Source organism: Streptomyces sp. NPDC030245, from assembly GCF_055572995.1.
In genome coordinates, this window is the sequence record NZ_JBVICF010000005.1 from 95531 (window position 1) to 119082 (window position 23552).

General features: G+C 73.0%; 19 protein-coding genes. 8 read left to right on the forward strand and 11 right to left on the reverse strand.

Translation table 11 applies throughout. The features are described from left to right. Positions 1 to 203: 203 nt before the first annotated feature. Positions 204 to 659, reverse strand: a complete 456-nt coding sequence (locus tag ACZ4Z4_RS15165; RefSeq protein WP_268770070.1) for an Lrp/AsnC family transcriptional regulator — start codon at positions 657 to 659, stop codon at positions 204 to 206. A 10-nt stretch (positions 660 to 669) separates the two neighbouring features. Continuing rightward, positions 670 to 2139: an amino acid permease gene (locus tag ACZ4Z4_RS15170; RefSeq protein WP_468327023.1), complete on the reverse strand. Its 1470-nt coding sequence runs from the start codon at positions 2137 to 2139 to the stop codon at positions 670 to 672. A 310-nt stretch (positions 2140 to 2449) separates the two neighbouring features. On the opposite strand from ACZ4Z4_RS15170, the gene ACZ4Z4_RS15175 reads away from it, so the two are divergent. Genes ACZ4Z4_RS15175 through ACZ4Z4_RS15185 form a run of 3 tightly spaced genes read left to right on the forward strand, consistent with a single transcriptional unit; the run spans position 2450 to position 5363 of the window. Next, positions 2450 to 3565, forward strand: a complete 1116-nt coding sequence (locus ACZ4Z4_RS15175) for an LLM class flavin-dependent oxidoreductase (protein ID WP_468327024.1) — start codon at positions 2450 to 2452, stop codon at positions 3563 to 3565. Then, positions 3562 to 4389: an SDR family NAD(P)-dependent oxidoreductase gene (locus ACZ4Z4_RS15180; protein WP_468327026.1), complete on the forward strand. Its 828-nt coding sequence runs from the start codon at positions 3562 to 3564 to the stop codon at positions 4387 to 4389. Before ACZ4Z4_RS15175 ends, ACZ4Z4_RS15180 begins: the two co-directional genes overlap by 4 nt. Continuing rightward, positions 4386 to 5363: a GDSL-type esterase/lipase family protein gene (locus ACZ4Z4_RS15185; RefSeq protein ID WP_468327028.1), complete on the forward strand. Its 978-nt coding sequence runs from the start codon at positions 4386 to 4388 to the stop codon at positions 5361 to 5363. Before ACZ4Z4_RS15180 ends, ACZ4Z4_RS15185 begins: the two co-directional genes overlap by 4 nt. Here the strand turns inward: ACZ4Z4_RS15185 and ACZ4Z4_RS15190 are convergent. Beyond that, complete coding sequence (locus ACZ4Z4_RS15190; RefSeq protein ID WP_468327030.1) at positions 5339 to 5767, reverse strand: winged helix-turn-helix transcriptional regulator; 429 nt, start codon at positions 5765 to 5767, stop codon at positions 5339 to 5341. The genes ACZ4Z4_RS15185 and ACZ4Z4_RS15190 overlap by 25 nt on opposite strands. Positions 5768 to 5877: 110 nt before the next feature. Here ACZ4Z4_RS15190 and ACZ4Z4_RS15195 point away from each other — a divergent pair, with 110 nt between their 5' ends. Then, positions 5878 to 6690 (forward strand): NAD(P)H-binding protein, encoded by an 813-nt coding sequence (locus ACZ4Z4_RS15195; protein WP_468327031.1) that lies wholly within the window; start codon positions 5878 to 5880, stop codon positions 6688 to 6690. A gap of 85 nt (positions 6691 to 6775) precedes the next feature. On the opposite strand, the gene ACZ4Z4_RS15200 is transcribed toward ACZ4Z4_RS15195, so the two are convergent. The 5 genes from ACZ4Z4_RS15200 to rpe form a co-directional block, all read right to left on the reverse strand. Continuing rightward, the gene (locus ACZ4Z4_RS15200) at positions 6776 to 8218 is read right to left on the reverse strand and encodes a GuaB1 family IMP dehydrogenase-related protein (RefSeq protein ID WP_468327032.1); all 1443 of its coding nucleotides are present in this window, start codon (positions 8216 to 8218) and stop codon (positions 6776 to 6778) included. A 174-nt stretch (positions 8219 to 8392) separates the two neighbouring features. Continuing rightward, complete coding sequence (locus ACZ4Z4_RS15205) at positions 8393 to 8800, reverse strand: barstar family protein (RefSeq protein WP_468327034.1); 408 nt, start codon at positions 8798 to 8800, stop codon at positions 8393 to 8395. Then, positions 8800 to 9192: a guanyl-specific ribonuclease gene (locus ACZ4Z4_RS15210; RefSeq protein WP_468327036.1), complete on the reverse strand. Its 393-nt coding sequence runs from the start codon at positions 9190 to 9192 to the stop codon at positions 8800 to 8802. The genes ACZ4Z4_RS15205 and ACZ4Z4_RS15210 overlap by 1 nt, the downstream gene beginning before the upstream one ends. 98 nt (positions 9193 to 9290) lie before the next feature. After that, entirely contained in the window at positions 9291 to 10343 is a 1053-nt protein-coding gene (locus ACZ4Z4_RS15215) for a sugar-binding transcriptional regulator (RefSeq protein ID WP_468327037.1), read from the reverse strand. Between the two features lie 78 nt (positions 10344 to 10421). Further along, on the reverse strand, positions 10422 to 11108 hold the full coding sequence (gene rpe, locus ACZ4Z4_RS15220; protein WP_468327038.1) for a ribulose-phosphate 3-epimerase: 687 nt from the start codon (positions 11106 to 11108) through the stop codon (positions 10422 to 10424). 134 nt (positions 11109 to 11242) lie between these two features. On the opposite strand from rpe, the gene ACZ4Z4_RS15225 reads away from it, so the two are divergent. Further along, complete coding sequence (locus ACZ4Z4_RS15225; protein ID WP_468327040.1) at positions 11243 to 13408, forward strand: MMPL family transporter; 2166 nt, start codon at positions 11243 to 11245, stop codon at positions 13406 to 13408. Positions 13409 to 13519: 111 nt separating this feature from the next. Continuing rightward, positions 13520 to 16240, forward strand: a complete 2721-nt coding sequence (locus tag ACZ4Z4_RS15230) for an ATP-binding protein (protein WP_468327041.1) — start codon at positions 13520 to 13522, stop codon at positions 16238 to 16240. Positions 16241 to 16244: 4 nt separating this feature from the next. Here the strand turns inward: ACZ4Z4_RS15230 and ACZ4Z4_RS15235 are convergent, their stop codons facing one another. Further along, the gene (locus ACZ4Z4_RS15235; RefSeq protein WP_468327042.1) at positions 16245 to 17708 is read right to left on the reverse strand and encodes an RsmB/NOP family class I SAM-dependent RNA methyltransferase; all 1464 of its coding nucleotides are present in this window, start codon (positions 17706 to 17708) and stop codon (positions 16245 to 16247) included. A 34-nt stretch (positions 17709 to 17742) separates the two neighbouring features. Beyond that, entirely contained in the window at positions 17743 to 18687 is a 945-nt protein-coding gene (gene fmt, locus ACZ4Z4_RS15240; RefSeq protein ID WP_468327043.1) for a methionyl-tRNA formyltransferase, read from the reverse strand. Positions 18688 to 19051: 364 nt separating this feature from the next. Between fmt and ACZ4Z4_RS15245 the strand changes: the two genes are divergently transcribed. Then, on the forward strand, positions 19052 to 19618 hold the full coding sequence (locus ACZ4Z4_RS15245) for a hypothetical protein (RefSeq protein WP_468327044.1): 567 nt from the start codon (positions 19052 to 19054) through the stop codon (positions 19616 to 19618). Between the two features lie 238 nt (positions 19619 to 19856). Here ACZ4Z4_RS15245 and ACZ4Z4_RS15250 read toward each other — a convergent pair whose 3' ends face one another. Then, complete coding sequence (locus ACZ4Z4_RS15250; RefSeq protein WP_468327046.1) at positions 19857 to 22052, reverse strand: primosomal protein N'; 2196 nt, start codon at positions 22050 to 22052, stop codon at positions 19857 to 19859. 225 nt (positions 22053 to 22277) lie between these two features. Here ACZ4Z4_RS15250 and ACZ4Z4_RS15255 point away from each other — a divergent pair, with 225 nt between their 5' ends. Continuing rightward, positions 22278 to 23552, forward strand: a complete 1275-nt coding sequence (locus ACZ4Z4_RS15255; protein ID WP_468327047.1) for a helix-turn-helix domain-containing protein — start codon at positions 22278 to 22280, stop codon at positions 23550 to 23552.

The window sequence follows — 23552 nt, forward strand, 5'->3', positions numbered from 1 at the left end:
GCGACATCCGTTGCGCCTGAGCCCCCCAAAACAACGATTCGTTGCACAAGCCGGAGGCACCGTGAGGGGCGCCCCGTCAGGGGCGCGGGGAACTGCGCGCCAAGCCACAACCCACCCGCACCCGAAAACGGAGCGGAGGGCAATTTAGGGGCGCGGGGAACTGCGCAAAAACCGCAACCCACACCCGCCCCGCAGCCAAAGAACTAAGCCGGAGACCCCGAAGAAAACCTCCGCATCAGCGGCGAAAGCACCAGCACAGACTTCGTCCGCTCCACGAACGGCTCCCCCGCAATCCGCTCAAGCACCCGCTCAAAGTGCCGCATATCGGCAGCGAAGACCTGAACGATCGCGTCCGCGTCCCCCGTGACGGTGGACGCGGACGAAATCTCGGGATATCGCTCAAGCCCCCGCTGAATCGCCTCCGGCGAGGTGTTCCGGCGACAGTAGATCTCGATGAACCCCTCGGTCTCCCACCCGAGCGCCGCGGGGTCCACCCGCACCGTGAAGCCGGTGATGGCGCCCGTCGCCCGCAGCCGGTCCACGCGCCGCTTCACGGCGGGCGCGGAGAGTCCGACCAGCTGGCCGATGTCGGCGTAGGAGCGGCGGGCGTCCTCGGCGAGGGCGTGCACGATGCGTTCGTCGAGATCGTTCAGTCGCACGGGGGGTGGATCACTTCTCTGCTGTGGCCAATCGGGAGCGGCTCATGCCGTACAGGAAGTAGAACACGAGGCCGACGACCATCCAGACACCGAAGACCGTCCAGGTGGTGGAGTCGAGGCTGAACATGTTGTACGCGCAGAAGCCGAAGCCCAGCACGGGGAAGAGCCAGCCGAGCGGCACCCGGAAGGTGCGCGGCATGTCCGGGCGGGTCCGGCGCAGCACGATCACGGCGATGTTGACCAGGCCGAAGGCGAAGAGCGTGCCGATGCTGGTGGCGTCGACGAGCTTGCCGAGCGGGATGACGGAGGCGAGCGCGCCGCAGAAGAGCGACACGATGACCGTGTTCACGCGGGGCGTGCCGGTCTTCTTGCTGACCCTGCCGAACGCCTTGGGGACGAGGCCGTCGCGGGACATGGCGAAGAGCACACGGGTCTGGCCGTAGAGCACGGTGAGCACGACGGACGCGATGGAGATGACGGCGCCCGCGGCGAGCGTCGTGCCCCAGAAGCTCTGGCCGCTGACGTCGTTCATGATCGCGGCGAGCGTGGCCTCGGAGCCCTCGAAGTCCTTCCAGTTCCAGGCACCGACGGCGACGGCGGCGACCAGTACGTAGAGCGCCGTGACGATGACCAGGGAGAGCATGATCGCGCGGGGCAGGTCGCGCTGCGGGTTCTTCGCTTCCTCACCCGCGGTGGAGGCGGCGTCGAAGCCGATGTACGAGAAGAAGAGGCTCGCGGCGGCGGCGCTGACGCCGGCCGTGCCGAGCGGCATGAAGTCCGAGTAGTTGCCGGACTTGAAGCCCATGAAGCCGATGGTGCAGAAGAGCACGAGCGCGGCGATCTTCACGATGACCATGATCGTGTTGGCCGTCGCCGACTCCTTGGCGCCGCCGAGCAGGAAGACCATGGCGAGCAGCACGACGATCAGGCCGGGCAGGTTGATGATCGCGCCGTCGACCTCGCCGGGCGCCGCGGAGAGCGCGTCGGGGATGGTGACGCCGATCGTGCCGTCGAGGAGTTCGTTGAGGTATTCGCCCCAGCCGACCGCGACGGCGGCCACGGACACGCCGTACTCCAGGACGAGGCACCAGCCGCACACCCAGGCGATGAGTTCGCCCATCGTTGCGTACGCGTACGAGTAGGAGGAGCCCGCGACCGGGATGGAGCCCGCCAGCTCGGCGTAGGAGAGGGCCGAGAAGAGGGCGGTGAGGCCGGCGATCACGAAGGAGATGGTGACGGCGGGCCCGGCCTTGGGGACGCTCTCGCCGAGGACGACGAAGATGCCGGTGCCGAGGGTGGCACCGATGCTGATCATGGTCAGCTGCCACATGCCGAGGGAGCGCCTGAGCGAGCCTCCCTCACCCTGGCCACCCTCCTCGACCAGGGCTTCGACCGGCTTGCGGCGCATGAGCCGGCTGCCGAGGCCGGGGGTGCCCGGGGGGCTTGGGCGGTTCTGCGGGGGTGCGCCTTGGTCGAGCACGCGCTGGCTCCTTCATCGCTGCCGGTCAGGGCGGCGAGGGGCCTGGGGCACCCGCGCTTGGCGACGGGAACCACCGAGCAGGCAGTCCCCGCCACACCACGTTCAGGGCCTGACTCTAGAGTCCACGGTTCCCGACCGTAATGCAGCAACCTTGCGTACCGGCGGACGATCATTGCGCACTTCCGTCATATGCGTCTCTTCGTTGCGCAGTCCGTTTCGTCCGTTGCGTGCCACACTCCTCCGAGCGCTGTTGACACTTCGTCAGATCTGCCGCATCGTGCACGCCTCTCGCCCGAGACGGAGGCACGGCATGGACCTCGACGTCCTGTACGAGATCGACGTACCGAAACCGTGGCACGCGCCCCATCCGCACGGCCAGCGCGCCGCCGAGCAGCGCGCCTACCGCGAGGCCGTCGAGCAGATCCGGCTCGCCGACCGGATGGGCTTCCGCACCGTGTGGGCGGTCGAGCACCACTTCCGCGAGGGCCGCTCGCACTGCCCCGCGCCGGAGGTCCTGCTCGGCCACCTCGCGGCGCTGACGGAGCGCATCCGCCTCGGCTTCGGCGTCACACTCACCCCCTTCGGCTTCACGCCGCCGCAGCGGATCGCGGAGAAGGTCGCCGCGGTCGACGTGCTCTCCGAGGGCCGCGTGGAGTGGGGCACGGGCCGTTCGACCCCCATGGAGCAGACGGCCTTCGGCGTCGACAGGGAGCACTCGCGCGCCGACTGGCGCGAGGCGATCGAGATCGTCACGGGCATGTGGCGCGAGGAGTACTTCTCGTACGAGTCGGAGCGCTTCAGCTTCCCCCGGCGGATGGTCACCCCCAAGCCCGTCCAGGACCCGCACCCGCCGTGCTGGATGGCCGCCACGTCGCCCGGCTCGGCGGAGGTCGCGGGCGCGGCGGGTCTCGGGCTGCTCTCCTTCTCGATCATGCAGCCGCTGGAGGCGATGGCGCGCCAGGTCGCGGCGTACCGGAAGGCGGCGCGCACCCCGTCCCCGATCACGGACGTGACCACGGACCGCGTCAGCGCGTACACCCTCGTGCACGCGGCGGACCGGCCCTCCCAGCGCGTCTGGGACTCCGTCGCGTGGTGGTACCGCAACCTCGCCGAGTTCACGCTCGACTGGGAGCTGCCGCACCTGAACGCCGAGGAACGCGAGCGGACCTTCCCGTTCCTCACGCCGATCATCGAGGGCAGTGTGCCCGTCGAGGAGTTCGACGCCGGGGACATGATCCTCATCGGCGACGCGGAGACCATCGTCCGCAAGGCGAAGCGCTACGCCGATCTCGGCATCGACCAGCTCATCTGCTATGTCCAGTGGGGCTATCTGGAACACCGCGAGATCCTGCGGACGATCGAGATCCTCGGCAAGGAAGTCATCCCGGAGCTGGCGTCGTACGTGCCGAGGGGGACGCCCGCATGACGGAACCCGCGGAACCCGCGGAACCCACGGACACCTCCCCCGTCCCCGACTACGCCGCCCTGCACCGCCTGGACGGCCGCGCGTTCGTCGTCCTCGGCGCGGGCAACGGCATCGGCCGCCAGACCGCGCACGCGCTGACGGCGGCGGGCGCGCGGGTGCTGTGCGTGGACGTCGACAAGGCGCGGGCGGAGGCGGTGGCCGCCGAGACGGGCGGGGTGCCCTACGTCGCCGACGTGACCCGGCGCGAGGACGTGCGGGACCTCTTCGCGTGCGCGCGCCGGGAGTGGGGGACGGTCGGCGGCGTCGTCGACATCGTCGGCATGGCCCGCTACTCGCCCCTGGCCGACCTGGACGACGAGGGGTGGGACTGGCACTTCTCGATGGTCCTGCGGCACGCCTGGCTGGCCGTGCGGTACGGCGGCGAGGCCCTCGCCGAGGGAGGCGGCGGCGCGATGGTCTTCGTGGCGTCGGTGTCGGGTCTCACGGCGGCGCCCCTGCACGCCGCGTACGGCGCGGCCAAGGCGGGCCTGGTCTCCCTGGTCCGCTCGGCCGCGGTGGAGTACGGCCCACGTGGCGTGCGGGTGAACGCGGTGGCGCCCGGCGTCGTCTGGACCCCGCGCGTGGCCGCCCTGGTCGGCGCCGAGGGGCGCGGGCGCAACGCCCGCAACGCGCCGCTCGGCCGCGTCGCCGAGCCCTCGGACATCGCCTCGGCCCTGCTGTTCCTCGCCTCGCCGCTCTCGTCGTACGTCACCGGGCAGACGCTCGTCGTGGACGGCGGGGTCGGCGTGAAGTTCCCGTATCCGACGATCGGCGACGCGCGATGAGGGAGTTCGTGCGGGGCGCGCCCTGGTGGACCGGGGACGGCCGGGTGGTGCGCGCCGACCCGGCCGACCGGGAGCGGCTGCCCGGCGACACGTGGGACCGTGCGGGCCTGCCCGCCGGGGTGCGGCTGGAGTTCACGGCGCGCGGAGTGAGCGCCGTGGAGGTGGCGTACACCGCGTCGCCTCCCACGGGAGCGGACGCGCACCGCGCCGCGCCCGCGCTGTTCACGCTCCTCGCCGGCGAGGAGGCCGTCGACACCCCCGCCTCCCCCAGCGAGCACCGGGCGCTGATCCGGCTCCCCGCCCCCGACGGCGCGTACACACTGCACCTGCCGGAAATTCTGCGGCCCGTGCTGCACGGCATACGCCCGGTGGACGGCACCCTGACACCCGCCGCCCGCCGGCCGCGCTGGCTCGTCCACGGCGACTCGATCGCGGAGGGCTGGTCGGTCACGCGGCCCCACCTCGCGTGGCCCGCGCTCGCGGGGCGGGCCCTCGGCGTGGAGACGGTGAACCTCGGCTACGCGGGCGCCGCACGCGGGGAACTGGCGTCGGCCGAGCAGATCGCCTCACTGGACGCCGACCTGATCACACTCGCCCTCGGCACCAACTGCTGGTCACGGGTGCCGCATTCGGCGAGGCTGCTGTACGAGACGGTCCGGGCGTTCGTCGACCTGGTGCGCCGGGGCCACCCGGACATCCCCGTCCTGGTCGTCTCCCCCGTGGTCCGCCCGGACGCCGAGGCGGTGCCGAACGCGCTCGGCGCCACGCTCCGGGACCTGCGGACCGCCGTGGAGCGGGCGGCCCTGGACGCGGGGACGGAACTGCTGCCGGGCGGCACGCTGCTGGACGCCGGGCACCTGGTGGACGGGGTGCACCCGGGCGACGCGGGCCACCGCGTCCTCGCGGAGGCGGTGGTGGCGGCGGTGCGGAAGGGTCGCGCCACCGGCTCTCAGCCGCGGGCCGCTTCGTCGTAGGCCTCGCGGGCGGCGGCGATGGCGGGCCGGTGGTCGATGGACCAGTCGGCGAGCGCCTTGACGAGGTGGGTGAGGCTGTGGCCCATCGCGGTCAGCTCGTACTCGACCTGCGGCGGAATCGTCGGGTACACGGTCCGCTTGACCAGGCCGTCGCGCTCCAGGCGGCGCACGGTGAGGGTGAGCATGCGCTGCGAGATGCCACCGTGGATCCGGCGCTGCAACTCCTTGAACCTCAGGACGCCCGAGGCGAGCTCGACCACCACGTACACGGACCACTTGTCGCCGAGCCGGTCGAGGACGTCCCGCACCCCGCACTCGTCCTGCGGGGTCTCACAGCTGATGACGGGCTCGGCGGGGGCCGAGCCTGCCGGCGGGGTGGTTACCGCCGTGTGCCCTGCTGACATGAAAGTGCCTCCTTATGCGCCCGCGTCGCGCGGCTCACCATGGTCACAGGCCCGGTCACCGGGCCCCGCCCGGACAGCGGGCACAACCACTCATTACGGGGGACCTTCCCATGCTCATGATCACCGGCGCCACCGGCGCACTCGGCTCGCTCATCACCGCCCGCCTCGCGGACCGCGACGACGTCGTCATCGGCAGCCGCAGCCCCGCGCCCGGCGGGCGCCGCGTCGACTTCGACGAGCCGGCGTCGCTGGACTTCACCGGCGTCGACACCCTCCTCGTCATCTCCGCGGGCGCCGCCGAGGACGACGTGGTCGTCGCCCGCCACGAAGCCGTGATCTCCGCCGCCGAGAAGGCGGGCGTCGGCCACCTCGTCTACACCAGCCTCAGCGGCGACGGCGATCATCTGACGTACGCGCTCGCCCACCGCTGGACCGAGCGCAGACTGCGCGGCTCCTCGCTGCACTGGACAGTGCTCCGCAACGGCCTGTACGCGGAGTTCCTCGCCGCCGTCGCGGCACCGGGGCCCGACGGGACCATCGCCGCGCCGCTGGGGGCGGGCCGCCTCGCCGCCGTGGCGCGCGAGGACCTGGCCGAGGTGGCGGTGCGGGTGGCGACGGACCCGGCCCGCCACCGGGGCCGCACCTACGAACTGGTCGGCGAGCACGCCCTGGGCGGCGCCGAGCTGGCCGCCGCGGTCGGCGGCTCGTACGAACCGGGCACACTCGCCGCGACCCGCGAGGCGCTCATCACCGCCGGTCAGGCGCTGTCCTTCCAGGTGCCGATGCTCATGAGCACGTACGCGGCGATAGCGGGCGGCTTCCTGGACGGCACAGGGGTCGAGGGCCGGGGCGCGCTCCGAACCCTGCTGGGCAGAGCGCCCCGCCCGGCCGTCGAGGCGTACAGGGCAGCGGTAAGGGGCTGACCAGACGCCCCGTCGGGGGCGCGGGGAACTGCGCGACCAGCCGCGGTCGACCCGCGGCCGAAGGTCGCAGCTCCCCGCGGAGCGGCTAGCTCCAGCTGGCGTGCAGCGGCTTGCCCTCGGCGTAGCCCGCGGCGCTCTGGATGCCGACCGTGGCCTTCTCGGCGAATTCCTCCAGGGAGGCCGCGCCCGCGTACGTGCAGGAGGAGCGGACGCCCGCGATGATCGAGTCGATCAGGTCCTCGACGCCCGGCCGGGTCGGGTCGAGGAACATGCGGGAGGTCGAGATGCCCTCCTCGAAGAGCGCCTTGCGGGCGCGGTCGTACGCCGACTCCTCGGACGTGCGGTTGCGCACCGCGCGGGCGGAGGCCATGCCGAAGGACTCCTTGTACGCGCGGCCCTGCGCGTCGTGCTGGAGGTCGCCCGGCGACTCGTACGTACCCGCGAACCAGGAGCCGATCATGACGTTCGAGGCGCCGGCGGCGAGCGCCATGGCGACGTCGCGCGGGTGGCGGACACCGCCGTCGGCCCAGACGTGCTTGCCGAACTTCTTGGCCTCAGCGGCGCATTCGAGCACCGCGGAGAACTGCGGGCGGCCGACGCCGGTCATCATGCGCGTGGTGCACATGGCGCCGGGACCGACACCCACCTTGATGATGTCGGCGCCGGCCTCGATGAGGTCGCGCACGCCCTCGGCGGCGACGATGTTGCCCGCGACGATCGGCACCCGCGGGTCGAGCGCGCGCACGGCCTTCACCGCGGCGATCATCGACTCCTGGTGGCCGTGCGCGGTGTCGACGACGAGCGTGTCGACACCGGCGTCGAGGAGCTGCTTGGCCTTGCCCGCCACGTCGCCGTTGATGCCGACGGCGGCGGCGATGCGCAGGCCGCCCTTGGCGTCGACGGCGGGGGTGTAGAGCGTCGCGCGGAGGGCGCCCGTGCGGGTGAGGATGCCCGCGAGGCGGCCGTCCTTGTCCACGGCCGGGGCGTACCGGCGGTTGGCGTGGTCCAGCTTGTTGAACGCGTCGCGCGGGTCGATGTCGGCGTCCAGGAGCAGCAGGTCCCTGGACATGACCTCGGAGAGCTGCGTGAAGCGGTCGACGCCGCTCAGGTCGGTGTCGGTGACGACGCCGACGGGCTTGTCGTCGGCGTCGACGACGACGCCCGCGTTGTGCGCGCGCTTGGGCAGGAGCGCCAGCGCGTCCGCGACGGTCTGCGTCGGGGCCAGGACGATCGGGGTGTCCAGGACGTGGTGGCGCGTCTTGACCCAGGAGATGACGTCGGTGACGACCTCCATCGGGATGTCCTGCGGGATGACGACGAGGCCGCCGCGGCGGGCGACGGTCTCGGCCATGCGCCGGCCGGCGATCGCGGTCATGTTGGCGACGACCAGCGGAATCGTGGTGCCGGTGCCGTCGGGGGAGGTGAGGTCCACGCCCTGGCGGGAGCCGACGGCGGAGCGCCTCGGGACCATGAAGACGTCGTCGTACGTCAGGTCGTACGCAGGCTGGATGTCATTGAGGAAGCGCACGTGCTGCTCATCCCAGTCGATCAGAGGTGGCCCCCGGACAGTTAGGCCGAGGGAAAAGCACGTACTTCATTCTCCCATGCCGACCGGGGTGTGCCGCCTGGGACGATCACCCAGTGGGGCCGTACGGGCGGTGGTCCGATCATCCAAGAACGGCCCCGAAGCGGAACAGCCCGTTCAGGGCACGGCACGCTCCGTGGCGGCGGGGCCGGGCGCGGGGCCGAGCGCGAGGACGATCTCCAGACCGGTCTCCGCCTCCCGCCAGTGCTCGACCGCCGAGGAGAACACCTCCTGCGCGATCCGCCACTCCCCCGGCGCGCCCCGCGCGTACTCCTGCCAGCCGGAGACGACGAGCAGCCGTCCCCGTGCGGCGGGCGCCCACGACAGGTCGGTGAGGCAGTCGGCGAGGGCGTCCCAGTTGTGCCCGAACCAGTCGGGCAGGCCGAGAGCGCGGGCGCAGCGCTCCATGAACGCGGCCTTGTCCGTCACCCCCGCCAGGGAGAGCGTCGCGGTGGTCCAGCCCGCGCCGCGTGCCGCGTCGAGCACGGGCGCGAGCGGATTGTGCATGCCTGTGTCGTCGGCCATTACCTCAGCACCGCCTCGAAGGACGCGTAGTGGTCGTCGGTGTAGTAGATCTCGCCCCCGCGGCCGGTGACGATCCGCCGGGCCCCGCGGTCGCGCTCGCCGGGGGTGCGGACGGTGTACTCGCGGTAGTAGCCGCGCTTGCGGTGCGGCAGCTCCCGCTCGAAGTTGCCGAAGACGGCGCCGTCCTTCTCGTACGGGAAGGGGCCCCCGTCGTCGATGAGGCGCAACGTCTCCCGCGCCTCGGCGGGCAGCCGGTCCGCCTGGATGGTGGCCATACCGCGGGCCCAGGCGGGGGCGTCCCTTCCGGGGTCGCCGGAGGAGCACCCGGCCACCAGAACGGCGAGACAGAGCAGCACCGCCCCCAACACGCGAGGTACAAACCGGGTCACCATGCGTCCGACCTTGCCACAGCGCCCCTTAAGGGGCGCGGGGCTGTGTCATATGCGGCTCCGCCGCGCGGGCGCGCCCAGCCCCCACGACCCGCAGAGACTCAGCTGCCGTCCGGGTCCGCCCGGTTGAGCGCGGGACGGGGCGCGGGCCCAGCCACCAGCAGCTGGTCGGCCGCAGCCGTGTCCGTCACCAGACTGGTGACGAGCCCGGACCGCAGCACCGCGTCAATGGCGGCAGCCTTCCGCTGCCCGCCGGCGATGGCGACGACTTCCGGAATCCGCCGGAGCCGATCCGCCTCGACGGTGATGCACCGCTCCCCGAGGTCCCGCCCGACCCGACGCCCCTCGGCGTCGAAGAGGTGGGCAGACATCTCCGCGGCGACTCCCAGCGAAGCGTAATGCGCGCGCTCCTCGTCGCTGAGCATGTCGTGGACGGTGGAGATGCCCGGCTCCCAGGAGCCGATGGAGACACAGGCGACCGTGACCTTGTCGAAGTACTCGAAGGCGCGGGCGATACCGGTCTGGTTGCGCAGCGCCGCCGCGGTGGCGGGGTCGGGCAGCAGCATCGGCGCGTAGATGGGGTGGGCCTCGCCGCCGGACACCTGGGCGGCGCGGCGGACGGCCTCGACGGAGCCGCGCTCCGCGGTCCCCGCGTCGTACACCCCCGTCAGCTGCACGACCGTGCACGGCGGCAGCTGGTCGAGCGCGGCCGCCATGTGGATGGTGGAGCGGCCCCAGGCGAGGCCGAGGACGTCGCCCTCATTGACGAGCTCGCCGAGCAGGTCCGCCGCGACCTCGCCGAGGTTCTCGGGGTCGGGCGAGTCCTCGATCTCGTCGGTCGGCGCAGGGGACTCCACGACGACGGCGTGCCGAAGGCCGTATCGGGCGCGCAGCGCGTCCGAGCGCTCGGCGTCCAGTTCCGCTGGGACCCGGATCTCGATGCGTACGAGATCCCGCTCAAGGGCGGTCTCCAGGACCCGGGCCACCTTGAAGCGGCTGACGCCGAACTCCTCGGCGATCTGGATCTTGGACTTGCCCTCGAGGTAGAAGCGGCGGGCCATGGCCGCCGCCTGCACCAGCTCCGCGGGTCCCATCCGCATGGCTGACCGACCCGCCGACATGGCCGACACGGCGCTCTCCTCACTGCTGTTCACAAACTGGGTTCGCCGTTCATCCTTGCAGATCCGGCTTAGTCGATCAGCCCTGAGGGACTGCGTTCACGTTCCCTTGGCTCAGTGGTCGCACGCCCAACCGCTTGACGCGGTCTTTGCCTGCGCTTGGGTGCGCAATGAACGTACCGCTTCCGCCGGATCCTTGGCGCCGTAGACGGCCGAGCCCGCGACGAAGACATCGGCGCCGGCCTCGGCGCAGCGCTCGATGGTCTCGGCCGAGACACCGCCGTCGACCTGAAGCCACATCTCCAGGCCGTGCTTGGCGATGAGCTCACGCGTGCGGCGGATCTTGGGCAGCATGATGTCCAGGAACGCCTGGCCGCCGAAGCCCGGCTCGACCGTCATGATCAGCAGCATGTCGAGCTCGGGGAGCAGGTCCTCGAACGGCTCGATCGGCGTCGCCGGCTTCAGCGCCATGGAGGCGCGGGCGCCCTTCGCGCGGATCTCGCGGGCGAGCCGGACCGGCGCGGCCGCGGCCTCCGCGTGGAAGGTGACCGATCCGGCACCCGCCTCGACGTACTGCGGCGCCCAGCGATCGGGGTCCTCGATCATCAGATGGCAGTCCAGGGGCGTGTCCGTCGCACGGGCCAGGGACTCTACGACCGGCACACCGAGGGTCAGGTTCGGGACGAAGTGGTTGTCCATCACGTCGACGTGGAGCCAGTCGGCGCCTTCGACGGCCTTTGCCTCCTCGGCAAGACGGGCGAAGTCCGCGGACAGGATGCTGGGGTTGATCTGCACGGCCATGCCCCAAGCCTGCCATGTCCGGCGCACGCCGCTGACCGCAGTCCACCGCATGGGCACACCGGCTCCCGCGCGCACCCGCCGAGTGTCATGCTGGGCGGTCCAGCGGCACCGCGCACGGCGAGCGGGGGGAAGCCATGGCGGACGGACGGCGGCAGGAGCGGCGCGGGGTCGCGTGGCTGGTGTGCGGGCGGCGCACCAAGTGGCTGGTGGTGCTGTTCTGGCTGGTGGTGCTGATCGTCGCCGCGCCCCTCGCCCAGAAGCTCACCGACGCCCAGGAGAACGACGCGGAGTCCTGGCTGCCCGGCTCCGCGGAATCCACCCAAGTCCTGGACGTCTCCGCCGACTTCAGGCCCGAGGTGATCCCCGTCATCGTCGTGTACGCCCGCGAAGGCGGCCTCACCGCGGCGGACCGCGCACGGATCGCCGAGGACGTACGGCAGGCGAAGGCGCTGCGCGACCACGGGACGCGGGGCGCCGAGACCCGCGGCCCCGTCTACGACAAGAAGTCGGGCGCCGAAGCGGCCCAGGTGTTCGTCCCGGTCACCATGGACGCCGAGGGCTGGGAGCGCATCGGCCCGGCCGTCGACGACGTCCGGGAGCGGGTCGGCGACGGCGGGGACGGCCTCGCCGTGCACGTCACAGGTCCTGGTGGCACGGCCGCGGACTCAGCCGAGGCCTTCGAGGGCATCGACTCGACGCTGCTGCTCGCGGCGGCGGGCATCGTCGTCGTGATCCTGCTCTTCACCTACCGCAGCCCGACGCTGCTCCTCGTCCCGCTGCTCGCCGTGATCACCGCGCTGTTCACGGCCCAGGCCTTCATCTATCTCCTGGCCGAGCACGCGGACCTGACCGTCAATGGCCAGAGCGCGGGCATTCTGACGGTCCTCGTCTTCGGCGCGGGGACCGACTACGCGCTGCTTCTGGTCGCTCGCTATCGCGAAGAACTCCGCCGCCACGAGGACCGCCACGAGGCGATGGCGCTCGCCCTGCACCGGGCCGGACCCGCGGTCATCGCGTCGGGCGCGACCGTCGTCCTGAGCATGCTCGTGCTGCTCGCCGCCGAGATGAACTCGACGAGCGGCCTCGGCCCGGTCGCCGCGATCGGCGTCACGGTGGGCCTCCTGGCGATGCTGTCGCTCTTCCCCGCCCTCCTCGTCATCTGCGGGCGGTGGCTCTTCTGGCCGCTGGTGCCGCACGTCGGCTCCCCCGAGCCGACCGAGCGCGGCGTGTGGGCCCGCACGGGCCGGCGCATCGACCGCCGCCCGCGGCTGATCTGGGGCGTCACGGCGGCGGCCCTCGCCCTGCTCTCACTCGGACTGCTGCAACTGCGGGCCGAGGGCCTCAGCAACGCCGACTCGTTCACCGACAAGCCGGACTCGATCACCGGCCAGGAGGTGCAGGCGAGGTACTTCCCCGCGGGCTCCGGCGACCCGCTGGTCATCGTGGCGGACGCGGCGCGGGGCGACGACGTCGCCGAGGCCATCCGTGAGACCCGGGGCGTGGTGCCCGACAGCGTCGTCCGCCCGCCGGGGACCAAGGCCGAGCACGACGGCAAGGTGCTGTTCGAGGCGACGGCGGCCGACCCGACCGACAGCGCGGCCGCCAAGCGGACCGTGGAGCGGGTGCGCGACGCCGTCCACGCCGTCCCGGACGCGGACGCGCGGGTGGGCGGCGGCACGGCGGCCCTGCTCGACATGGACCGCGCCACGGCCCACGACAACAAGCTGATCATCCCGCTGGTCCTGGTCGTGGTCCTGCTGATCCTCGCCGTGCTGCTGCGCGCGGTGGTGGCGCCACTCCTCCTGATCGCGACGGTGGTCCTGTCCTTCGCGACGGCCCTCGGCCTGAGCGCGCTCGCCTTCCGCCACCTCTTCGACTACGCGGGCGAGCCGACCGACTTCCCGCTCTTCGTCTTCGTGTTCCTGGTGGCGCTCGGCATCGACTACAACATCTTCCTGTCGACCCGCATCCGCGAGGAGGCGGGCCACCAGGGCACCCGCGCGGGCGTCCTGACGGGCCTCGCCGCGACCGGCGCGGTGATCACCTCGGCGGGCCTGGTCCTCGCGGGCACGTTCGCCGCACTCGGCACGCTCCCGATGGTCGCGTTCGCCGAGATCGGCTTCGCGGTGGCACTCGGCGTCCTGCTCGACACCTTCGTCGTACGGTCGATCCTCGTCACGTCACTGTTCCTGGACGTCGGGCCGAAGGTGTGGTGGCCACATCCACTGGCTCGGCGACCGGAGCCGGCCGGGCCGCCCGCGGAGACCACCGGTGAGGCGACCCAACTCCCGCGCAACTGACTGCCATTGAGGCGGGTTGCGCCCTTCCACTGCCCCGGCGGGCGGCCGCGGCCTATCCTGCCGAAGGCAGCGGGGCAGGTGTGACACGGGGGTGAGGCAGGTGGGCCGCCAGTGACGTCGGCACGGGGGCCGGAGCAGCCGGCCGTCCGTCAGAGCGCCTCCGCGGCCACGGGCGGCAGGACCCTCCAGGCCGGCCGCGACCTGACCGTCCACGAGGTGCACCACCACCGGGGGGCCACGGAGACGGCCGTCCTCGTGGAGCCGGTCCTGCCGACGGCGGAGACGGTGGCCGAGGTCTTCGTCGGGCGCGACGCCGAGGTGGACGCCGTCCTCGCGATCCTGGCCCCCGACACGGCCACCTCCGGCATGGTCGTCGTCTCGGCGGTGGCCGGACTCGCCGGCATCGGCAAGACGGCGCTCGCCCGGGTGGGCGCCGCCGAGGCGGTGAGCCGCGGCTGGTTCCGGGGCGGCGCCGTCTTCGTGGACCTCAACGGCTACGCACCCGACCCGGACAACCGCATCCTGCCCCACCAGGTGTACGCGCCCGTGCTCCACGCCCTGGGCCGGGAAGGCCCGCTCGACGCGGTACCGCAGGTGCAGGCGGCGCAGTACCACCGTTTCCTCGCGGACCTGGCCGCCGGGGACCGCCCGGTCCTGCTCGTCCTGGACAACGCCTCCACCACCGACCAGATCGCCGGGCTGCTCCCCCGCTCCCGCAAGCACCGCGTGGTGGTGACCTCACGCCACACCCTGGCGGCGCGGGGCTCGCGCACCCTCGACCTCGGGACGCTCGCGTCGGGCGACTCCGCGTCCCTGATCGGTGACCAGCTGGACCTCCTGTCGGCCCAGGACACCCGCCTGCGCGACGACCCGGAGGGCACGGACCGCCTGTGCGAACTCTGCGGCCACCTCCCCCTTGCCCTGCACATCGTCACGGCCCTGCTGGCCCGCGACCCCGGCCTCACCCCGACCGAGCTCGCCGAGGACCTGGCGCGGGCGCGCAACAGGCTCGACCTCCTGAACGACGGAGAGCGAGCGGTACGCGCCGCGTTCGACCTGTCCTACCGGCGCCTGACCAAGGACCAGGCCCGCCTCTTCCGTCTCCTGCCGATCAACCCAGGACCGCACTTCGGCGTCAGGACCGCCGCGCACCTGCTGGACGTGGCCCCGCGCGACGCGAGGCCGCTCCTGCACGAGCTGGGTCGCGCCCATGTGATCGAACAGGCGGGCCCCGGCAGATGGCGCCAGCACGACCTGATCCGCGCGTACGCCATCGAACACCTCGGCAAGCACGGCGACAGCCAGGCGGAGCCCGCCGGGCGGCTGCTGACCGCGTACGCGCACGAGAGCGGGCAGGCCGGGGACGTCCTGCGCGACGCCCGCCGCGACCCGGCCGAGGACTCCGACGCCGTACGGCAGGCCCTCGCCTGGTTCGACCAGGAGCAGCTGAACGTGCAGGCCGCGATAGCGATGGGGCTGACGTTCGACTACACGGGCGAGGCCCTGCGGATGCTGGAGGCGCTGGTCAGGCTGTACGGATACCGGGACCAGACCGCGGAGCTGCTCGAAACCTGCCGCAGGATCGTGCGGGTCTCCACCGGGGCCGAGGACGCGGAGAGCGGCACATGGGCGCTGACGGGCGTGGCGTGGACGCTGGGGGCGCTGGCGGGGGCGTCGAGCGGCCCGGACGTACGGGAGGGCCTGAGCCCGCAGGACGACGCCGACGAGCCGGACGGGGCCGTGCGACCGCCGGGCCTGCGGCGGCTGCTCGACCTCCGCGCGGCGCCGTCCGCACGCGACCGCCGCCCCGAGAGCCCGACGCTGGAAAGCCTCCTCAAAGCCGTGCGCGACCACGCCCGTTCGCTGCGGTCGGAGGCCGAGCTCTCCGCCGTCCCCCTGCTCCACGAGATCGCCAGGGCGGCGGCCGCGACACGGACGGACGGCTCGACGGGCGTCCAGGCCCTCCTGACGGCCGTCCGCATCAGCGACACCCACCGCGACGCCCATCTGCACACACTGTCCTGGATCATGCTGGGCAGGGAACGCCTGCGGCTGGGACGCCGCCCCGCCGCCGCCAGATCGGTCACCCGGGCGTTCGAGGCGCTGAAGGCCCTGGACGAGTCCGTCGGCCCGCGGTCGCCGGTCCGCCGGGAGATGTTCGACATGGTGGCCGAGCTCGCGAACGACATCGCGGCGGACCGCGCCCAGCAGAACGCCCGACGGGCCCGCCAGCAGGTGTCCCTGGAGGCCGGACGGCACCTGGGCAGCGCCACCGCGCGGGCGGCGAGGCTCGACAGGACCGGCAGCGAGCTCTACGAAGCCGGCGAGTACGCGGCGGCGCGGGAGCACCACCGCAGCGCCCTGCAACTGCGCGAGGAGCACGAGCCGGCCGACGGAAAAGCCCTGGGGCTCACCCTCGTCAGCCTGTCCCTGGCCCATTTCGGCCTCGGCGAGCACGAGGAAGCCGCCGCCACGGCCGAACGCGCCGTGGCCGTCCTCGACGAAGAGGACGCAGGGCACTCCGCGGGCCGGGCACGGGAACTGCTCATCTACGCACTGCTCGCCCTGCACCGCCCCGAGCGGGCCGTCACGGTCGCCCACCGGGCGCTCCGGCTGGCGAGCACCGCGGACGACGAGCACGCCGAGATCTCCGCGGCCCTGCTCCACACACTGGCCCTGCGCGAGGCCGGCCGGAGCGAGGCGGCGCACCTGGCCGCGGCACGGGCCCTGCGCCTGGCCAAGGAGCAGCAGGACCCCGGCCTCTACACCTACACCCGCGACTGGCTCGGCAGAGAAGGGCTGCCGACCCCGGAGCCCTCCGCCCCGGACTGACCCGTCAGGCGGTCCGCCGGATCAGCGCCAGATACATCGCGTCCGTCCCGTGCAGATGCGGCCACAACTGCACGTCGGGCCCGTCCCCCAGCGCCGGCACGCCCGGCAGCAGCGGCCGTGCGTCGATGAGTTCGGCGCCGCCGGTCTGCTTGAGGACGTCGTCCACGACGGCCCGCGTCTCGGCGAGGTGCGGCGAGCACGTGGCGTAGCCGACGACACCGCCGACACGGACGGACTCCAACGCCGTGCGCAGCAGCCCGCGTTGGAGCGGGGCGAAGCCGTCCAGGTCCTGCGGGCGGCGGCGCCAGCGGGCCTCGGGGCGGCGGCGCAGCGCGCCGAGTCCCGTGCAGGGCACGTCCATCAGGACGCGGTCGAAGGTGCCGGGCCGCCACGGCGGGCGGGTCCCGTCGGCCGCGATGACCTGGTAGGGGCCGGGGTTGCCGTCGAGCGCCTGCGCGACGAGACCGGCCCGGTGCGGCTGCTTCTCGGAGGCGAGCAGCACGGCACCGCGCTGGGCGGCGAGCCCGGCGAGCATGGCCGCCTTGCCGCCGGGGCCCGCGCAGCCGTCGAGCCACTTCCCGTCGGAGCCGTCGAGCGGCGCGTTCGCCAGCGCGAGCGCGACCAGCTGGCTGCCCTCGTCCTGCACGCCCGCGCGCCCCTCGCGCACCGCCTCCAGCGAGCCAGGTTCGCCGCCCTCGCTGAGCCGCACGGCATACGGCGACCAGCGCCCCGGCAGCGCGGAGTCCTCACCGACGGAGTCGAGGAGGTCGTCGGCGGTGGTGCGGCCGGGCCGCGCCACGAGCGTCACCTCGGGCCGTTCGTTGTCCGCCTCCAGCAGGTCCTCGATGCCGGCGCGGCCGCCGCCGAGCGCGTCCCACAGCGCCGAGACGACCCAGCGGGGGTGCGAGTGGACGACGGCGAGGTGCTCCTCGGCGTCCTCGTCGTAGGGCGGCGCGACCTTCTCCACCCAGGCGTCGAGATCGTGCTGCGCGACCTTGCGCAGCACGGCGTTGACGAACTTGGCCCGCCCGTCCCCGAGGACGACGCGCGCCAGCTCCACGGAGGCGGAGACGGCGGCGTGCGTCGGGATGCGCGTGCCGAGCAGCTGGTGCACGCCGAGGTTGAGCACGTCGAGGACCGGCGGGTCGACCTCGCGCAGCGGCCGGTCGATGCAGGCCGCCACGATCGCGTCGTACGTCCCCTGCCTGCGCAGCGTGCCGTAGACCAGCTCGGTGGCGAGCGCCGCGTCCCGCGCGGCGAAGTTCTCGTCCTTCTCCCTGGCCTTGCGCAGCAGGGGCGGCAGGACGAGGTTCGCGTAGGCGTCGCGCTCGTCGACGGCCCGCAGCGCCTCGAAGGCGAGGATGCGGACCGGGTCCTTCTGCGGACGGCGGTAGGGCTTTCCCGGCTTACCGGACTTGCCCGGCCTGCCTGCCGGGTTACGGGGTCGCCGGTTCGGCTGGTCGTTCACAAGGTGCTCCGCTGCTGGTACGGGTCGAACCCACCTAGCCTACGTCGCCCGCGCCCACCCGCTCGCCGGAGGCGATCCGCACCCCGCGCGCCCAGTCCGCGCCGCGCATCGGCTTCTTGCCCTGCGGCTGGACCCAGAGCAGCTCGACGGCGTGCGATCCGGAGCCCACGTACACGTTGTTCTTGGCGGCCGACAGCTCACCGGGCGCGAGATCCGTGCGGTCCGGGACCTGCGCGGCCTGGATGATCTTCAGCCGCTCGCCGCGGAACACGGTCCAGGCGCCGGGCGCGGGGGTGCAGCCGCGGACGACCCGGTCCACCCGCAGCGCGGGCGCCGCCCAGTCCACCTGCGCGTCCTCGACCGTGAGCTTGGGGGCGAGGGTGACACCGTCGGCGGGCTGCGGCACCGCCTTCAGGCTGCCGTCCTCGATGCCGTCCATGGTCGCGACGAGCAGCCCCGAGCCCGCGAAGGCGAGCCGGGTGAGCAGGTCGCCGCTGGTGTCGGTGGGCCGCACCTCTTCGGTGACCGTCCCGTACACCGGACCGGAGTCGAGGCCCTGTTCGATCAGGAAGGTGGAGGCACCGGTGATCTCGTCGCCCGCCAGCACCGCGTGCTGCACCGGTGCGGCGCCGCGCCAGGCGGGCAGCAGCGAGAAGTGCAGGTTGACCCAGCCGTGGGCGGGGATGTCCAGGGCGACCTTGGGCAGCAGCGCGCCGTAGGCGACGACGGGGCAGCAGTCGGGGCCGATCTCCCGCAGCCGCGCCAGGAACTCCTCGTCGCGCGGCTTCGCGGGCTTGAGCACCTCGATGCCGACCTCCTCCGCGCGCTCCGCGACCGGGCTCGCCACCAGCCTGCGGCCGCGGCCCGCGGGCGCGTCCGGGCGGGTCACGACGGCGGCCACCTCGTGCCGGTCGGAGGCGATCAGGGCGTCCAGGGCGGGGACGGCGACCTCGGGAGTGCCTGCGAAGACGAGCTTCACTGCGGGGTACCTCGGATCTCTGGTCAAGGGGGTCAAGGGTGGGGCGACGGCAGCGCACCAGTCTATGGGCCGCTCCGGTCCGTGGGCCGCTCCGGCCTATGGGCGCTCCGGGAACCCGCCGCGGGCGGTCTTGCGGAGGACCGCCGTCGAAGACTGTCGTCGAGGACCGCTGTCGAGGACCGCTGTCGAGGACCGCTGTTGACGGCCTTGGGGGCGTACGAAGCATCGCGCGCCCCGTGCATATGCGCATACGCCCCTGCACCGTGACCCCACACGAGCTAGCGCGTTGGTCAAGAAAGAGTTGACCACAACGGGCCACCGATGTGGCCCGATCCTTTTCAACGCCGGTTCGAGAGGCTTGTTCATGGCCGACCACGCAACGCACGACGCCCAGGCACGGGCCAGCCTGCACCTTCTGGTACGGGACATCGAGCGGGTCCGCCGGCAGGTGGATGCACTGCGCACCCTGACCGCCCAGCTCGGCAACGTCTACCGCCCGCGCCGCTCCAGCCCCTCCGCGGGCTTCGTCGTGTACGGGCGGGCTCCCGCCCCGACCGTCCGCCTCGCCCAGGAATTGCGGGACAGTGTCGAGACGCTGGTCACCGCGGCGGTGGACTTCGACCGTTCGCTCGGTTTCTCGTGGGACGCGGTGGGCTCGGCCCTCGGCGTCACCAAGCAGGCGGTCCACCGCCGGTACGGCGCGCGGCGGGCCACCACGCAGGCGGCGGCCGAGGCGGAGCGCGCCGCGGAGACCCCGGCGCCGGCCGTGACGTCCACGGTGACGTCCACGGCCACGCGGCCGCTCCCGGTCGGCGTCCCGCTGCCGTCCGTCCCCGCCGCCCGCGCGATGCCGACGCAGCCCACGGCGGGCAGCCCCACACTCCGCGACGAGCCCAGGCCGACCGCTTTCCCCGGCCCGCGCAACGGCTGACGCACACCGCCCCCCTCCCGCGAGCGCTGCCCCCTCGCCCCTCCGCCAAGGGCGAGGGGGCAGCGCTGCACCGTGATTCGCCCGCCCACACTGCCCGGGTCCGAGCAAGCCCACCCGAAGCTCGCGGCGAGCCCACCCGACGCCGAGCCACGCTCACCGGATGCCCAGACAAGCCCACCCGCCGCCGAGCCACGCTCACCGAATGCCCAGGCAAGGCCACCGGACCTGGCAGCCCCGCTTACCCGATGTCCAGCGGATCCACCCGAACCCGCACCGCCTCGCCCCCCGCCTCCCGAGCCCCCTTGGCCCCCCGGGCCATCCGCGCGGCCTGCGCCACCTTCAAGGAGGCGGCGAGAGCAGAGCCGCTGCCGGGCGGCACCCGGATCAGCGCCCGCTCCCACGCCTCTCCACCGGCCGCCCCCGCACCCGCACCCCGACGGGCGCCCCCGGGACCCCCTGATCCCGCGGCGGGCCCCCCGTCCCACATCGGAACAGGCCCCAACACCACCGCGTCCGGCGGCAGGTCGGCGGCGGACAGGAACTCCGTGAGCGCCTCGGGCGGTCCGGAGACCGACGCCATCCGCGACACCGGCGGAAACCCGAGCTCGGCCCGCTCGGCGAGCTCCCGCACCGCATGCCCCACGGGATCCCACCGCACCAGCGCCTGCACGGGCCGCAGCGTCGGCTCGGCGACCACCACCACCGTGCCGCCCGCGCCCTGCGGCCGGACGAGCGAGGAGGCCCCGATCCACCGGCGCAGCGCGTCCTCGCCCGCCCGCAGGTCGGGCCGCCCCAGCATCGCCCACCCGTCGAGCAGCAGCGCGGCCGCGTAACCCCCCTCGGCGACGGGCTCCGCCCCCGGCGTACTGACCACGAGCGCGGGCGCGTCAGGCACCGTGTCGAGGACCTGCTCCCGGCCCGACGTCCGCACCGGCACCGCGGGGAACGCCCGCCCCAGCTCCTCGGCGGTCCGGCGCGCCCCGACGACCTGCGCCCGCAGCCGGAATCCGCCGCAGGCCTCGCAGTGCCAGGCGGCTTCCTCCACCCCGCACCAGCCGCACCGCAGGGCGGCCCCGCTCTCCTGCGCCTCCAGGGGCCCGGCGCACCGCCGGCAGCGCGCGGGCTCACGGCACCGCTCGCAGGCGAGCCGCGGCACATAGCCGCGGCGCGGCACCTGTACCAGGACGGGACCGTGCTTCAGCCCCTCCCGCGCGATCTGCCACGCCAGCGAGGGCAACCGCGCGGCCCGCGCCGCCTCGTCCCGCGCCAGGTCGCCGTCGCCGACGGTCCGGACGAGCGGGGCGGCCCCCCGCACCTGCTCGCGGTCGGCGACGAGCGGCGCGGCCCACCCGCTCTCGACGAGCTGCGCCGCCTCCACCGTGCAGCTCCAACTCCCCAGCAGAAACCCGCACTTGTCCCGCGCGGCCCGAAGCTCCAGAACCTCCCGCACATGCGGGAAGGGCGCACGGTCCTCGCTGTGGTTGGAGTCCCCGTCGTCCCATATGACGACGAGCCCCAGGTCCCGCACGGGCGCGAACATGGCGGCCCGCGTCCCGACGACGGCCCGCACGGCCCCGCGCCGCACGGAGAGCCACTCCTGATACCGCCGCTCCTGCCCGGCGTCCGCGGTCAGCAGCGCGTGCTGCCCGGGACCGAGCAGTCCGGTGAGCGCGGCGTCCACGCGCGCGGCGGGCCGCCCGGTCGGTACGACGACGAGCGCGCCGCGCCCCGAGGCGAGCGTGGCCTGCACGGCGCGGGCGATCTCCTCGGCCCACCGCGGCCCCGGCAGAGCGGTCCACACGGCGCGCGGCGCGCCACCCGTGGCCAGGGCCCGCAGGAATTCGGGCCCGTGTCCGTACCGCCGCCAGCTCCCCGCGTCGGGGGCGGCCGGCGGAGCAGGAGGCGCGGGCGAGACCCGCGACTCGGCCCGCGCGTGCCGCGGCGGAACCGCAAGCTGCAACACGTCGGCGAGGCTGCCCGCATACCGGTCGGCGACGGCCCGCGCCAGATCGAGCAGCCCGGACGAGAGCACGGGCTCGGGCGACACCACCTGGGCGAGCGCGGCCAACGGCCCCCTGTACTCGGTCTCGGCGCGCCGCTCGACGATGAACCCGTCGATGAGGCCGCCGCCCTCGCGCCGCCCGTCCCGCACGTTCCGCGCGCCGGCCCCGAACCGCACCCGCACCCGCACCCCGGGCTGCGCCGCGTCAGCCAGCTCCTCGGGCACGGCGTAATCGAAGTACCGGTCGAGATGGAGCACGCCCTTGTCGACGAGCACCCGCGCGACCGGCAGCTCCTTGGCCAGCGCGGCCCCCCGCCACGTCCGCGGCTTGGCCCGCGGCACCTTGGCCTTGCGCACCGACTCCCGAATGAGCGCAAGCTGCTCCGGCTCCTCGCCTCCCCCCACCCCGGACCCTTCGTTCTCCCTGCTCACAGCTGCATTCCTACCAGACCGGACTGACAGCGCCGCACGTACCGGAGACGGGTACGACAGCCATGGTCGTGGCCGGTTTCCCTTCCTGGACAGCCTGAACCCGGTCGGCTTCCCTCCGAATGAGGAAACGGGAAACCACACCATCCACCTTGCTCGGCCTTGTCGGCAGTCGCACGCTGATTCGCGGCGCTCAACGACCATCGGCCGGGAGTGACGGAGGTCGCAGTGCTGGAGGAACCGAACGCCTTCGGAAAGGAACTACGCCGCAGGCGCCTGGCCGCCGGCCTGTCCCTCGAACAATTGGGGCGACGTGTGCACTACAGCAAGAGTCAGCTCAGCAAAGTGGAGCGCGGCATCAAGCGCCCCACCCCCGAACTGGCCCGGCTCTGTGACACCCAGCTCGCGGCCAAAGGCGCCCTCGCCCGACTCGTACCCGCTCAACGGACACCTGCACCACTCCCCGGCCCCGGTCACGACGATGAGGTGTGGTTAATGCATCTGAGCAAGGACGGATCCAGTTCGTTCCAGCCCGTGAAACGTCGAAGTATCTTCGCCGTCGGCGCCTCCGCACTGCTCATGAACATGAGCGACGCATGCACACCGTCGCCCTCCGATGCGGGAACATCGGCCGCGCTGGACGCTTCGCGCCTGCTCTTCGATCAGTTCCGCCGCCTGGGGCAGGCCTCCGGCCCGGGCAGCGTGCTCGCTCCACTCATCGCGCAGACACACAGCCTGGAACAGCTCGCCACTCACGCCGGCCCCCGTACGCGCCGCGAGCTTCTCCTGCTCGCGTCACGTTACGCCGAGTACGTGGGGTGGATGGCGCAGGAGTCCGGCGACGACACGGCAGCACTCTGGTGGACCGAGCGCGCGGTCCAGCTAGCTGAAGCCGGAGCGGACAAAGGGCTCGCCGCCTACGCGCACGTCCGACATTCGCTGATCAGTCTGTACCGAGGGGACATAGCACACGCGATACAGCTCGCCGAGCATGCGCTCCATTGCGACGCGTCCTTCCGCATCCGTGGACTCGCTGCCCAGCACCTCGCGCAGAGCGCAGCGGTGGACGGCGACTACGACACGTGCATGCGCAGCCTCGACCTGGCACGCGAGCTCCTGGCGCGGGACACCGCTGAACCAGGCCGACCGATTCTCGGGGCTTCACACGTGCCGGATGTGGTCTCGATGTTCAGAGGCTGGTGCCTGTACGACCTCGGCCGCCCACGACAGGCTGCCGCACTGCTGGACAAAGAAACAGACCGAATTTCCGAGCGTGCCTTCCGTACGCGAGCCCGCTATGGCATTCGACGGGCGCTCGCGCATGCCGCCTCAGGTGACATAGAGCAGGCATGCACGGTGACACGAGACGTTCTTCCCTCGGTCCGGCTCACCCACTCAGCGACCATCGCGGCCGACCTCCGTCGGCTCTCGCACATTCTTCGTCGCCATCCCGGCAACTCCGCGGTCCGTTCCCTCGCTCCAGAACTCGCCGCAATCACCTGA

What these genes read in the sequence shown, in the direction of transcription:
- ACZ4Z4_RS15175 (WP_468327024.1), top strand. Translation starts at nt 2,450, where the DNA reads ATGGACCTCGACGTCCTGTACGAGATCGACGTACCGAAACCGTGGCAC.
- rpe (WP_468327038.1), bottom strand. Translation starts at nt 11,108, where the DNA reads ATGGCCGTGCAGATCAACCCCAGCATCCTGTCCGCGGACTTCGCCCGT.
- ACZ4Z4_RS15245 (WP_468327044.1), top strand. Translation starts at nt 19,052, where the DNA reads ATGGCCGACCACGCAACGCACGACGCCCAGGCACGGGCCAGCCTGCAC.
- ACZ4Z4_RS15210 (WP_468327036.1), bottom strand. Translation starts at nt 9,192, where the DNA reads ATGGTGACCCGGTTTGTACCTCGCGTGTTGGGGGCGGTGCTGCTCTGT.
- ACZ4Z4_RS15205 (WP_468327034.1), bottom strand. Translation starts at nt 8,800, where the DNA reads ATGGCCGACGACACAGGCATGCACAATCCGCTCGCGCCCGTGCTCGAC.
- ACZ4Z4_RS15190 (WP_468327030.1), bottom strand. Translation starts at nt 5,767, where the DNA reads ATGTCAGCAGGGCACACGGCGGTAACCACCCCGCCGGCAGGCTCGGCC.
- ACZ4Z4_RS15225 (WP_468327040.1), top strand. Translation starts at nt 11,243, where the DNA reads ATGGCGGACGGACGGCGGCAGGAGCGGCGCGGGGTCGCGTGGCTGGTG.
- ACZ4Z4_RS15185 (WP_468327028.1), top strand. Translation starts at nt 4,386, where the DNA reads ATGAGGGAGTTCGTGCGGGGCGCGCCCTGGTGGACCGGGGACGGCCGG.
- ACZ4Z4_RS15195 (WP_468327031.1), top strand. Translation starts at nt 5,878, where the DNA reads ATGCTCATGATCACCGGCGCCACCGGCGCACTCGGCTCGCTCATCACC.
- ACZ4Z4_RS15180 (WP_468327026.1), top strand. Translation starts at nt 3,562, where the DNA reads ATGACGGAACCCGCGGAACCCGCGGAACCCACGGACACCTCCCCCGTC.